Raw genomic sequence first — 11,877 nt, forward strand, 5'->3', positions numbered from 1 at the left:
GCGGAACCGCGGTATCAGGTTACGCTTAAAACTGTGTTGAAATGCGACTCCCACGTAGGGAGCGTCGCCAACTCCACCTCGTCCGACGGCCCCGCACCGTTCGTTGTTGCCATTTCATAAATGGTCTTGGCCCATAGATAGCTATCGTTCCCATCCAGGTAAACTGGCAATTCCCCGAGAAATTCACGGTAAACCGTTAGGTTATTGGCCAGCGCCGGGGTGCCGAGGGCGAGTGCTTCGGCGGGCGGCAGGCCGAAGCCTTCGGCGTGGGAGGGGAAGAGGGCGGCACAGGCACCTGCGGTGAGCGCGGCGACGGCCCCATCGGAGAGGCCGGGCAGCTCATGGATCGGTGCGCCGCTTTCGCGCAGGGCGTCGAGCCGGGCGAAGAGGGCCTCGTTGTTCCAGCCGCGGCTGCCGATGATGAAGAGCGCGGGCGTTTTGCCGGGCATCTCGGCGAGTTTCTCCCATGCGTCGAGCAGGAGCGCGTGGTTCTTGCGCGGCTCGATGGTGCCCGTGGTCACGAAATAGGGGGTGCCGGTTGGCAAGCCTTCGGGCAGGTCGCCGGGCCGAGGTGCAGGGCGCTCTACCCCGAGCAGGGCCACCGTGGCCTCCGGCATTCGGCCGAACTGGCCGAACCAATGGGCGGTGCGGCTGCGGGTGTCTTCGGAGTTGCAGATCAGCCGGGTGGCGTGGCGGCTGACCCGCCGCATGGCTGCCTCGAATTTTTCGGGCTGCCCCTCGCGCTGGTACTGCGGGTAATCGAGCGGGATCATGTCGTGGATCAGCACGGTGATCTCGGCGCCCTGCGCGCGGAAGGCGGTGAGCACCCGCTCGGTGAGGTTGGAGTGGCCCACGTTGAGGTAGCGCGTGCCTTTGGGCAGGTGCCGCGCCAGCATGGCGCTCAGGCGCGGGCGGGGGCAGGAGGCGCGGGCGAGCCTGCGGATATCGGCATGCACGCGGCGCTGGAGCGCGTTGAGCCGCCGGTTGAGTAATCCGCGCAGATCGGCCCGGCCCCATTGCCCGCCCCCGTCCAGCCGCTCGGCCAGCAGCGCCACGCCCTCGCGGTCGAGCAGGGCGAAGGAGAGCGGCTGACGGATCAGGGCAAAGAGCGGCGCGTCTTCGGCCAGCAGCCTGTCGAGATAGGCGCGTTCGACCCGGTCCACCCCGGTAAGCGGCCCGCGTCCGACACGGGAGACGAGCCGCGACAGATCTAGGCAGCGGGGCCGGTCGGAGGAGGAGGGCTCAGCGCTCATAGGGCGCGGACTGATGCCAGCGCCATGCGTCGGCGATCATGGTGGCCATATCGGAGCGCTGCGGCGCCCAGCCCAGCTCTTCGACCGCGCGGCGGCTGCCGGAGACCAGTGCGGTGGCATCGCCGGGGCGGCGCGCGCCCTCGATCATCGGCACCTCGCGGTTGGTCACGGTACGGCTGGCATCGACCACCTCGCGGACCGAGAAGCCATCGCCAGAGCCGAGGCAGAAGACCCGGCTCTCGCGGCCCGACTTGAGCCACTCCAGCCCCTTCACATGGGCATCGACCAGATCGGAGACATGCACGTAGTCGCGGATGCAGGTGCCGTCGGGCGTGTTGTAATCGGTGCCGTAGATGGTGAGCGCATCGCGTTTGCCGGCGATGGCATCGAGCATCAGGGGGATCAGGTGGGTCTCGGGCAGGTGCTGCTCGCCCACCTCTGCCTCCGGGTCCGACCCGGCGACGTTGAAGTAGCGGAAGATAACCGAGCGCAGCCCGTGGGCGGCCTCGAAATCGCCGAGCAGTTGCTCGATGGCGAGCTTGGAACTGCCGTAGGCATTGATCGGCTTCTGCTCGGTCTCCTCATCCAGCAGCACGCCATCCTGGTCGCCATAGGTGGCGCAGGTGGAGGAGAAGACGAAGTTGAGGCACCCGGCGGCTACAGCGGCATCGGCGAGGTTGGCCGCGCCGGTCACGTTCTCGCGCCAGTATTTGCCAGGATCGCGCATGCTCTCGCCCACCAGCGACAGCGCGGCGAAGTGCATCACCGCCACGGGGCGATAGGTGGCGAAGGCGGTGTCTATGCTGGCGCGGTCCAGCAGGTCGCCCTCATGGAGCGGGCCGAACTTGACCGCATCTCGCCAACCGGTGGAGAGGTTGTCGAAGGCCACGGGCACATAGCCCGCCGCCTTCAGCGCCTTGCAGGCATGGGCGCCGATAAAGCCTGCGCCCCCTGTGACCAGAACATGCTCAGCCATCGGGGCGGGCCTTTACTGGGCGGCTTTCTCGCTGGCCACCAGCTCTTGCAGGTAGCCCCAAAGCTCGTCGCGCAGCTCGTCGCGGCCAAGCCCGAAGGAGACGGTGGCTTGCAGGAAGCCTGCCTTGGAGCCGCAGTCGAAGCGCTCGCCGTTGAAACGGTAGCCGTAGACGCCCTCTTTGCCGCCGATCTCCTCGGCGATGGCGTCGGTGAGTTGAATCTCGCCGCCGGTGCCCTTGTGCTTCTTGTTGAGGTTGTTCAGCACCTTGGGGGTGAGGATGTAGCGGCCGATCACGGCGAGGTTGGAGGGGGCATCCTCGGGCTTGGGCTTTTCGACCATGCCGGAGACCTTCACAAGGCTGCCGTTGTCTTCTTCGACCGCCAGAAGGCCGTAAGCGCCGGCCTTGGATTGCGGCACTTCCATCGCGGCGACCATGCAGCCACCGGTCTCGTTATGCGCCTCGACCATCTGCTGGAGGCAGGGCTTTTCGGCTGCGATCACGTCATCTGGGAGGATCACGGCGAAGGGTTCATTGCCGATCAGGCGGCGGGCGCACCACACGGCGTGGCCGAGGCCGAGCGCTTTGTGCTGGCGGATATAGGCGATGGCGCCGCTTTCCATGTTGGTGTTCTTGAGCACCTCCATGAGCTGGTCCTTGCCCTTTTTGCGCAGTTCCTGCTCCAGCACGGGGGCGTGGTCGAAGTAATCCTCCAGCGCGCCTTTTCCGCGCGAGGTGACGAAGATGAACTCCTTGATCCCCGCCGCGCGCGCCTCGTCGATGGCGTATTGGATCAGCGGTCGGTCAACCAGGGTCATGATCTCCTTGGGGATGGATTTGGTCGCCGGGAGAAATCGTGTTCCGAGCCCCGCCACCGGGAAGATCGCCTTGGTCACTTTTTTCATTTTGGTCTCTTCAATCTGCTTCAGTCACATGGGCTTCGCCGGGGCGTGGCACTGTTGGCCGAGACGATAGGCGCAAACCCGTGAGGAAGAAACAGCCAAGCGCCCCATTTTGTTGCACTCGGGGCGGGATTCACGGGCGCGTGTTGGCCTATGGCCCGCGATTTGGGCGAAGGTCAGCTCTCGGGGCTGCGAAAAGTGGCAATCCGTGCCCGCTCGCGGGCAATCCGGGCGGCGCGGCGCCAGAGGCGGAAGGGCGGGTCGCTGCGCAGGGAGCGGCCGAAGAGGCCGCCGCGCTGGACCCAGACGCCCGCAGGGTCAAACCAGCTGGCGTGTTTGCGGGGCGTGCGGGAAAGGCGGAGGAGCGTGACGATCTTTTGGCCGGAGGCGGCATCGGCGCGGGCGCGGGCGAGCGCGCGGCGGAAGCCGATGAGACCGCAACTGCGCAGCTCGTGCGAGGTAGGGCCGGGGCCTTGGGGCAAGGGCTTGAAGGGGCTTTCGGCGGCGGCGAGCGGGGCAGGATCGGTGAGGGGGGCGGCCATCCCTTCGGCGATGCCGGCCTCGAGCGAAGGCATGAGCGGGGCTTCTTCTTCGGCGCTCAGGCGGCCCTGCTTGCGGTAGCGCGCGACCCGCTCGGCCTGCCCTTGGCGCAGGGCGTCCAGCGCCTCGGCGTGGCGCGGCGCGGGGCAGTGGCGGCGCAGGAAGAGCGCGGCGGAGCGGCCGATCTGGTGCAGGTCGGTGGGCGCGCGGTTGGCGCGGCGGGAGGCGTTGGCGGCAAAGCCGTGGTGGACCTGCGCGCGGGGTACGATGGCGGTTTGGCCACCCGAAGGCGCGAGGCGATGGGTGACATCGGTTTCGTCGAGAAAGAACCGGAACGCCGGGTCGAACCCGCCGATGGCGGTGAGGGCAGAGCGGCGGAAGGCGCAATTGGTTCCGTGAGTCTTGACGCAGCGCGCGCTGGGCCAGAGCGTGGTTTCCAATTCGTTAACGTCGAGCGCGATGTCGGCGCCGGTCTCGTCTGTTGCAACCCCTTGCCATTGCATGGAAATTCCGTTTCGGCCCCGCACGAAGCCGGTGCTGGCAATCACCGACGGGTCACTGAACGGCGCCAGAAGGCGCGAAAGCCAGGGCGGTTCGGGTGTGGCGTCATCGTCGATGAAGGCCACCAGCGGCGCGGCGGCCTGTGCGAGGCCAAGGTTGCGGGCCGCAGAGATGTTGGCCTCGTCGAACTCTACCAGTTTCATCCGCTGAGAAAGGTTAAGCTCCCGCGCGACGGCGAGGCCTGCCGGGTCGGCCACGAGGATCAGCTCGAAGGCGCGGTGAGTCTGGAAGCGATAGGCAGGGAGGTTGCGGCGCAGCTCGGCAGCGCGGCTCCGGCTGACGATGATGACGCTGGCCTGCGGCCCCGCCTCGCCCGCCGCCGCCGCGCCCTCACTCATTCAACGCCCATCTGCGCCAGCATGGCCTCGATCCGGGGGGCGTCTTCGGGGTTGTTGAGCTCCCAGAAGGCGCGCCCGCGCCCCTCGACCTCGACGCAGAGCACCCGGCGGCCCTGCTCCAGAAAGCGGAGTTGCTCCAGCCCCTCCAGCGTTTCCAGCGGTCCGACGGGCCAGGAGGGGTAGGCGGCGAGGGCATCGGGGCGATATGCGTAGACGCCGACATGGTGGAACACCGGCGTGGCGGCTTCGGGAGCGTACGCCTCGGAGGTGAAGGGGATCACCTCCTTGGAGAAGTAGAGCGCGGAGCGGTCATGCCCGAAGACGGCGGTGGTGCCGCCGACGCGGCCTGCCTTGCGGTCGGCCAGAAAGGCATTCAGCGCGGCGCCGTCGCAGCGCAGCACGGGCGTGGCGATTTCGGCAGAGGGTTCGGCACGGGCGGCGGCGACGAGATCGGTGATGAACCACGCCGGGGTCAGCGGGGCATCGCCTTGCAGGTTCACCACCACATCGAAGCTTTCGGCCATGTTGGCCACGGCCTCGGCGCAGCGCTCGGTGCCGTTGCGGGCCTCGGGCGAGGTCATCACCACCTCGGCGCCGAAGGCCTCTGCCGCCGTACGGATGCGGTCATCATCGGTGGCGACCACCACGCGGGGGCTGCCCTCGACCGCCTGCGCGGCCTCCCAACTGCGCTGGATCAGGCTCTTCTCGATGCCGGACGCGCCGCGCAGGGTGGCCAGCGGTTTGCCGGGGTAGCGCTGCGAGGCGTAGCGGGCGGGGATGACGATGAGAAAGGACAAGCGCTAGCCCTGCTTGAGCGCCACATCGGGCGAATAGGCGATAAAGAACGGGTTCTCGTAGCCCGGCTTGCCGTAGGTGAAGGGGGTGTGGTCATCGAAGCGGACCATCTTGCCACCCGCGCCGCGCAGCACGGCATCGCCTGCGGCGGTGTCCCACTCCATCGTGCGGCCAAGGCGGGGGTAGAGATCGGCCTCGCCGGTGGCGACGAGGCAGAACTTGAGGCTGCTGCCCGCGCTCTTCATGTCGGCCACTTGATAAAGGTTGATGTAATCCTCCGTGGCCTGATCGCGGTGCGACTTGGAGGCCACCACCAGAAGCGCGCTATTGTCAGGCTCTGACACATGCATCGGCACCTGCTCGCCCGGCTCGCCGGGGGCGTGGGTGCCGGTTTCCTCGACCGACTGGCCGGAGGCGAGGGTGTAGAAAAGCCGCTGTTTTGCAGGGGCATAGACCACGCCACGCAGGGGCACGCCGTTTTCGACATAGGCGATGTTCACGGTGAAATCGCCGCGCCGGTTGATGAACTCCTTGGTGCCGTCGAGCGGATCGACGATGAGGAAGGCATCGGCGGATTCGGTATGGGTGCCAGCCTGCTCCTCGGTCACCACCAGCACATCAGGGAAGGCCTCGCGCAGGCCCGCGCCGATGAGGGTATCGGCGGCTTCATCGGCCTCCGTCACGGGGCTTTCATCGGATTTCGCCTTCACCTCGAAGTCGTCGGCCTCGTAGATCTCCATGATCTTGGCGCCCGCCTCGAGCGCCAGCCGGCGCATCACTGTGACCAAACGGTCGAAATCCATCGTTCTCTCCTTCAACTCGCGGCTCCGTCAATTGACTGCCGGTCCGCGCCCCTTATGGTTTGGCGTCAAAGTTTCGGCAAGTTTTGCGTGCAAGGTTGCCGGGCAGGCAGCGCCAAGAGGCGGCACAGGCAGATGTTCGAGAAGCAAACCCCAAGAACGCCCTACGGCTCGGCTCTGGCGATGCTGGAGCTGATCTATCACGCCACGGTGCGCGAGGTGCGCAAGGGCAGCGGCAACGCCGTGTGGGGCCTTGTGATGAACATGCTCCAGACGGTCATTCTGGTGGGCATCTTCTACTTCATGTTCACCATTCTGGGCATGAAGAAGAACGCCGTGCGCGGGGATTTCGTGCTCTACATCATGAGCGGGATCTTCATGTTCATGACGCATATCAAGGCGATGGGCGCGGTGGTGGGCTCGGAGGGGCCGGCCTCGGCGATGATGAAGCACGCGCCGATGAACACGCTTGTGGCGATCTGCTCGGCGGCGCTGGCGAGCCTATACACGCAGCTGCTCTCGGCCTCGATGGTGCTGTTCATCTACCACGTGGCGATCAACCCGATCGAGTTTTACGACCCGATGGGCACCTTTGCGATGTTTCTCTTGGCGTGGTTCTCGGGCGTTGCGGTGGGCATGCTGTTTCTGTCGATCAACCCTTGGGCGCCGGATGCGGTCTCAATCATTTCAAGCATTTACTCGCGGGCCAACATGGTGGCTTCGGGCAAGATGTTTCTCGCCAACAGCCTGCCGGCCTACATGCTGCCGTTCTTCGACTGGAACCCGCTGTTCCACACGATCGATCAGGCGCGGGGGTTCGCCTTTATCAATTACAACCCGCATTACAGCTCGATCACCTATCCGGTGCTGCTGTCACTCACGCTGATCATGCTGGGGCTGCTGGGCGAGTTCTTTACCCGCAAGCGGGTCTCGATGAGCTGGAACGCCAAGCGCTGAGGCGGCTGCGTGGCGGCAGCGTGCGGTGGGGCAGGGATTTGGCCGGAAATGGCGTTAACCCCATAAAACATTGATGCACAACTGATGCACATCCCATGCACATCTTATGCATACGCGATATTCGCCCGCCTTGGTTAAGTTAACCCGCCGCGCTCACCGCGCGACCTCGTAGGCGGCGATGAAATCGCGGTCAGGCGAGACGCCGAGGCCCGACCCTTCGGGGACCGCGGCGTAGCCGCCGGTGCGGGCGACCTGGCCCTGGATATCGAGCGGCTCTTCGAGCAGGTCGTCGCGGAACTTGTTGTCGGTCGTGTCGAACTCCAGCATCGGCTCCCACGGAAAGAGGCCGCCGGGCAGGGGCGGCATGGCGGCGAGGAGGTGGAGGTTGCAGGCAACCGCGATGGCCGAGCCCCAGACGTGATTCACGACGGGCGTGAAATGGGCGTGGCAGAGGGCGAGCACGCGGAGATACTCGGTGACGCCGCCGAGGGCGCAGACCTCGGGCTGGGCGATATCGAGCGCGCGGGCCTCCAGCAGCGCGCGCCAGCCCCAGCGATTGAACTCCACCTCGCCGCCCGAGATGTTGGTGGTCAGCCCGGTGCGCAGCTCGCGGTAGCCGTCGTAATCCTCGGGCGCGACGGGCTCTTCGAACCAGTAGGGCGCGAACTCCTCCATCGCGCGGCCGACGTAGAAGGCATCGGCGGTGGTGTAGCAGTGGTTGGCATCGACCATGAAGCGGAAGTCGTCGCCCACCCCGCGGCGGACGGCCTCGATCAGGCGGATGTCATCCCGCGGGCCGAGGCCGACCTTCATCTTGGTGGCGGCGAAGCCCATGCCCTTGATGGCGGCGGCCTCATCAGGGAAGCGGGCGACCAGCTCGTCGGCGGATTCGGGGCGGAGCATCATGCCATAGCCGTAGACCGGCAGGCGGGCGCGGTGGCGGCCACCGACCATCTGGCAGAGCGGCAGGCCGGCGACCTTGCCGGCGATGTCCCAGAGCGCGATGTCGACGCCGGAGAGGGACTGCATGGGCATGCCCTTTTGCCCGTGGTCGCGTAGGAGGTTGTAGACCTTGTGCCAGATCACGTCGCGGTCCAGCGGGTCCATGCCCAGCACCATCGGGGCGATTACCTGCTCGACGATGGCGCGGTTGGCCAGCGCCACGTTGCCCGCGCCGAAGCATTCGCCCCAGCCGGTGATGCCCTCATCGGTTTCGACCTCGACGAGATGGGCGGTGCGCTGGTGGTAATACTGCTGCGAGTAGCCGAGCGGTTCCGGCAGGTCGTAGCGCAGCACGTGGCTGGTGACTTTGGTGATTTTCATGGTGGCCTCCCTCGGATGGGAGGATGGCGGGGGCGGCGGGGGATTGGAAGGGGGCGGCTCTTCGCGGGCTGCGCCCGGTCATCGCCCCTGTGCGGGTGTCGCGGCCGGGGCGGGGGCGAAGACGCCTCGAAGGGCGGATGAGCGGGTCAGGTGACGACGCGAAGGGTCACGTTGAGGCGGCCGCCTTGGGGCAGAAGGGTGGAGGTGCCGGGCTTGAGGCGGTCGATGCCGTGGAAGGCGCGGCGGGCCTCGCCTGCGAGCACGCAGACATCGCCGGAGTGGAGCCATGTGGAGGCGGTGGGGTCGGAGCGGAAGAGGCCGCCGACGCGGAAGAGGGCATCGTCTCCCAGCGAGATGGAGACCACGGGCATGGAGAAGTCGCTCTCGTCGATATCCTGATGCAGGCCCATGCGGGCGCTTTCGGCGTAGTAGTTGACGAGGCAGCACTCGGGGGCGCGGTCCACGCCGCTGACCTGTTGCCAGATGGCGCGCACCTCGGGCGGGATGGGCGGCCATGCGACGCCCGAAGGGTGGCGCGGCTCGTAGCGGTAGCCGCGACGGTCGGAGACCCAGCCGAAGGCGCCCGCCGAGGTCATCTTGACGGACATCTTCTTTCCGAACCGGGTTTCGGGGTGAAACAACGGCGCGGCCTCGGCCACGCGACGCAGCGCGGCGACCATCGCGTCCTGCGCCGGGCGGTCGATCAGGCCGGGATAGAGACGAATCCCGTGAAAATCGAGCGGGGCTGTCATGCCCGCTCTGCCAGCACATGCTCCCAAGCGGTGCGCTCCAGCCGCCAGCATTGGCGCAGGCCGGGGCCGGTGCCGTAATCGAGCATCGCATCGTGATCGTGCACCGCGCCGAGCCTGCCGGTGGCGGTTTGGGAGCGGATGTTGCCGGGGTCGATGTGGAGCCAGACGGTCTCGGACACCGCGAAGGCATGGCCGAACATCAGCCGCTTCAGCTCGAAGTTGGTGCCGCCGCCCCAGTGATCGCAGGTCAGGAAGGTGAAGCCGACGGAGGGCACGCAAGGCGCATCGGTGGTGGCGTAGTAGCGGGAGGTGCCGATGACGCGGCCTGTGGGCGCCTCGCGCACTGTAAGGGCTGTGCCGGAGGCAAACAGCAGGTCGAAATAGGGGCCGAAGACCTCGGGCCGCCAGCGCTCGGTGGCGGGGTGTCCGGCCCAGATTTGCGGGTCGGCGGCGGCCTTTGCCAGCGACGCGCGGTCGTCCTCGCACAGGGGGCGCAGTGCCAGCCGGGCGCTCACCAGCAGCGGCTGCGGCTCGAACCCCTCTGCGAGATTGCCCAAGAATCCGGTCATTGGCTCCAATCCATGCGATTTTCCCACAGATTCATCCCTTCACATGTGTTGCAGCCGCGCAACCGCCTCCTTATATACCCTTCGAAGCTCGGTCGGGGGCCCAACCCCGGCCACTTGGGATCGGGTGTCAGGGGCCTCTCAGAGGACCTGTTGCCCACAACATCGCCGAATGAAGAGGTAGAGTATAATGGCTAAAGTCATCGGTATTGACCTTGGGACCACGAACAGCTGTGTCGCCATCATGGACGGCTCGCAGCCCAAGGTGATCGAAAACGCTGAGGGTGCACGCACGACGCCCTCGATTGTGGCCTTCACCGAGGGTGAACGCCTTGTCGGCCAAGCCGCCAAGCGGCAGGCCGTGACCAACCCCGAAAACACGATCTTTGGCGTGAAGCGCCTGATCGGCCGCCGGTTCGACGACTCGGATCTGGCGAAGGACAAGAAGAACATGCCGTTCAACATCGTTGATGGCGGCAATGGCGACGCATGGGTCGACTCGCGCGGCGAGAAGTATTCGCCCAGCCAGATCTCCGCGTTCATTCTTGGCAAGATGAAAGAGACCGCCGAGGGCTACCTTGGCGAAGACGTGACGCAGGCGGTGATCACCGTTCCGGCGTACTTCAACGATGCCCAGCGTCAGGCGACCAAGGACGCCGGCAAGATCGCGGGCCTCGAAGTGCTGCGGATCATCAACGAGCCGACCGCCGCCGCGCTGGCCTATGGCCTCGACAAGAAAGACAGCAAGACCATCGCCGTTTACGACCTTGGCGGCGGTACGTTCGACGTGACCATCCTCGAGATCGACGATGGCCTGTTTGAAGTGAAATCCACCAACGGTGACACGTTCCTTGGTGGTGAAGACTTCGACATGCGGATCGTCAACTACCTTGCCGACGAGTTTAAAAAAGAGAACGGCGTTGACCTGACCAAGGACAAGATGGCGCTGCAGCGTCTGAAGGAAGCCTCGGAAAAGGCCAAGATCGAGCTGTCGAGCGCGAGCCAGACCGAGATCAACCAGCCGTTCATCAGCATGGGTTCCGATGGTGCCCCGCTGCACATGGTCATGAAGCTGACCCGCGCCAAGCTGGAGAGCCTCGTGGGCGATCTGATCAAGGCCTCGATCAAGCCGTGCCAGGCCGCGCTGAAAGATGCCGCGCTGAGCACCGGCGACATCGACGAGGTCGTGCTGGTGGGTGGTATGACCCGGATGCCGAAGGTGATCGAAGAGGTCACCAAGTTCTTCGGCAAGGAGCCGCACAAGGGTGTGAACCCTGACGAGGTTGTGGCGATGGGTGCCGCGATTCAGGCCGGCGTGCTGCAGGGCGACGTGAAGGACGTGGTGCTGCTCGACGTGACCCCGCTTTCGCTGGGCATCGAGACGCTGGGTGGCGTGTTCACCCGCCTGATCGACCGCAACACCACGATCCCGACCAAGAAGAGCCAGATCTTCTCGACCGCCGAAGACAACCAGAACGCGGTGACGATCCGGGTCTTCCAGGGTGAGCGCGAGATGGCGAGCGACAACAAGATGCTCGGCCAGTTCAACCTCGAAGAGATCCCGCCTGCCCCGCGCGGCATGCCGCAGATCGAGGTGACTTTCGACATCGACGCCAACGGCATCGTGTCGGTGGGCGCCAAGGACAAGGCGACCGGCAAGGAGCAGCAGATCACCATCCAGGCTTCGGGCGGTCTCAGCGACGACGACATCGAGAAGATGGTCAAGGACGCCGAGGACAATGCCGAGGCCGACAAGGCCCGCAAGGAGCTGGTGGAAACCAAGAACCAGGGCGAGAGCCTGCTGCACTCCACCAAGAAATCGCTTGAGGAGCACGGCGACAAGGTCGACGCCTCGACGGTGGAAGCCATCGAGCTGGCCATGGGCCCGCTGGAAGAGGCGCTGGAAGCCGAGGACGCCGGCAAGATCAAGTCGGGCATCCAGAACCTCACCGAGGCCGCGATGAAGCTCGGCGAGGCGATCTACAAGGCGGAGCAGGAGAAGGCCGGTGAGGCCGAGCCCGAAGACGCCGAGGATGGCCCCCGCGGTGTGGATGACGACATCGTGGACGCCGACTTTGAAGACCTCGACGACGACAAGCGTGCCTGATCGCACGTT

At 65.9% G+C, this 11,877-nt stretch carries 11 protein-coding genes; 2 read left to right on the forward strand and 9 right to left on the reverse strand.

From position 1 onward, the window contains the following. Nucleotides 1-14: 14 nt before the first annotated feature. The 6 genes from KUV38_RS17670 to cysQ form a co-directional block, all read right to left on the reverse strand. The gene (locus tag KUV38_RS17670; protein ID WP_222471504.1) at nt 15-1,253 is read right to left on the reverse strand and encodes a glycosyltransferase family 4 protein; all 1,239 of its coding nucleotides are present in this window, start codon (nt 1,251-1,253) and stop codon (nt 15-17) included. Next, nucleotides 1,243-2,229 (reverse strand): UDP-glucose 4-epimerase GalE, encoded by a 987-nt coding sequence (gene galE / locus KUV38_RS17675; protein WP_222471505.1) that lies wholly within the window; start codon nt 2,227-2,229, stop codon nt 1,243-1,245. Before galE ends, KUV38_RS17670 begins: the two co-directional genes overlap by 11 nt. A 12-nt stretch (nt 2,230-2,241) precedes the next feature. Beyond that, nucleotides 2,242-3,132, reverse strand: a complete 891-nt coding sequence (gene galU, locus KUV38_RS17680; protein ID WP_222471506.1) for a UTP--glucose-1-phosphate uridylyltransferase GalU — start codon at nt 3,130-3,132, stop codon at nt 2,242-2,244. 173 nt (nt 3,133-3,305) lie between these two features. Next, nucleotides 3,306-4,568 carry a glycosyltransferase family 2 protein gene (locus KUV38_RS17685; protein ID WP_222471507.1) on the reverse strand — a complete coding sequence of 421 codons (1,263 nt, stop codon included), beginning with the start codon at nt 4,566-4,568 and terminating at the stop codon, nt 3,306-3,308. Then, entirely contained in the window at nt 4,565-5,365 is an 801-nt protein-coding gene (locus tag KUV38_RS17690; protein ID WP_222471508.1) for a 3-deoxy-manno-octulosonate cytidylyltransferase, read from the reverse strand. Before KUV38_RS17690 ends, KUV38_RS17685 begins: the two co-directional genes overlap by 4 nt. 3 nt (nt 5,366-5,368) lie before the next feature. Beyond that, nucleotides 5,369-6,166, reverse strand: a complete 798-nt coding sequence (cysQ, locus tag KUV38_RS17695; protein WP_222471509.1) for a 3'(2'),5'-bisphosphate nucleotidase CysQ — start codon at nt 6,164-6,166, stop codon at nt 5,369-5,371. 132 nt (nt 6,167-6,298) lie between these two features. Here cysQ and KUV38_RS17700 point away from each other — a divergent pair, with 132 nt between their 5' ends. Next, nucleotides 6,299-7,120, forward strand: coding sequence for an ABC transporter permease (locus KUV38_RS17700; protein WP_222471510.1), 822 nt, complete (start codon nt 6,299-6,301; stop codon nt 7,118-7,120). 153 nt (nt 7,121-7,273) lie between these two features. On the opposite strand, the gene KUV38_RS17705 is transcribed toward KUV38_RS17700, so the two are convergent. The 3 genes from KUV38_RS17705 to KUV38_RS17715 form a co-directional block, all read right to left on the reverse strand. Continuing rightward, nucleotides 7,274-8,443 carry a mandelate racemase/muconate lactonizing enzyme family protein gene (locus tag KUV38_RS17705; protein ID WP_222471511.1) on the reverse strand — a complete coding sequence of 390 codons (1,170 nt, stop codon included), beginning with the start codon at nt 8,441-8,443 and terminating at the stop codon, nt 7,274-7,276. Between the two features lie 146 nt (nt 8,444-8,589). Continuing rightward, nucleotides 8,590-9,195 carry an alpha-ketoglutarate-dependent dioxygenase AlkB family protein gene (locus tag KUV38_RS17710; protein WP_222471512.1) on the reverse strand — a complete coding sequence of 202 codons (606 nt, stop codon included), beginning with the start codon at nt 9,193-9,195 and terminating at the stop codon, nt 8,590-8,592. Beyond that, nucleotides 9,192-9,764 (reverse strand): GNAT family N-acetyltransferase, encoded by a 573-nt coding sequence (locus KUV38_RS17715; RefSeq protein ID WP_222471513.1) that lies wholly within the window; start codon nt 9,762-9,764, stop codon nt 9,192-9,194. Before KUV38_RS17715 ends, KUV38_RS17710 begins: the two co-directional genes overlap by 4 nt. A gap of 187 nt (nt 9,765-9,951) precedes the next feature. On the opposite strand from KUV38_RS17715, the gene dnaK reads away from it, so the two are divergent. Further along, nucleotides 9,952-11,868, forward strand: a complete 1,917-nt coding sequence (dnaK, locus tag KUV38_RS17720) for a molecular chaperone DnaK (protein ID WP_222471514.1) — start codon at nt 9,952-9,954, stop codon at nt 11,866-11,868. The last annotated feature ends 9 nt before the right edge of the window (nt 11,869-11,877 follow it).

The sequence above is a fragment of the Vannielia litorea genome, assembly GCF_019801175.1.
In the GTDB taxonomy this organism is placed as follows: domain Bacteria; phylum Pseudomonadota; class Alphaproteobacteria; order Rhodobacterales; family Rhodobacteraceae; genus Vannielia; species Vannielia litorea_B.

What these genes read in the sequence shown, in the direction of transcription:
- KUV38_RS17670 (WP_222471504.1), bottom strand. Translation starts at nt 1,253, where the DNA reads ATGAGCGCTGAGCCCTCCTCCTCCGACCGGCCCCGCTGCCTAGATCTG.
- galE (WP_222471505.1), bottom strand. Translation starts at nt 2,229, where the DNA reads ATGGCTGAGCATGTTCTGGTCACAGGGGGCGCAGGCTTTATCGGCGCC.
- galU (WP_222471506.1), bottom strand. Translation starts at nt 3,132, where the DNA reads ATGAAAAAAGTGACCAAGGCGATCTTCCCGGTGGCGGGGCTCGGAACA.
- KUV38_RS17685 (WP_222471507.1), bottom strand. Translation starts at nt 4,568, where the DNA reads ATGAGTGAGGGCGCGGCGGCGGCGGGCGAGGCGGGGCCGCAGGCCAGC.
- cysQ (WP_222471509.1), bottom strand. Translation starts at nt 6,166, where the DNA reads ATGGATTTCGACCGTTTGGTCACAGTGATGCGCCGGCTGGCGCTCGAG.
- KUV38_RS17700 (WP_222471510.1), top strand. Translation starts at nt 6,299, where the DNA reads ATGTTCGAGAAGCAAACCCCAAGAACGCCCTACGGCTCGGCTCTGGCG.
- KUV38_RS17705 (WP_222471511.1), bottom strand. Translation starts at nt 8,443, where the DNA reads ATGAAAATCACCAAAGTCACCAGCCACGTGCTGCGCTACGACCTGCCG.
- KUV38_RS17710 (WP_222471512.1), bottom strand. Translation starts at nt 9,195, where the DNA reads ATGACAGCCCCGCTCGATTTTCACGGGATTCGTCTCTATCCCGGCCTG.
- KUV38_RS17715 (WP_222471513.1), bottom strand. Translation starts at nt 9,764, where the DNA reads ATGACCGGATTCTTGGGCAATCTCGCAGAGGGGTTCGAGCCGCAGCCG.
- dnaK (WP_222471514.1), top strand. Translation starts at nt 9,952, where the DNA reads ATGGCTAAAGTCATCGGTATTGACCTTGGGACCACGAACAGCTGTGTC.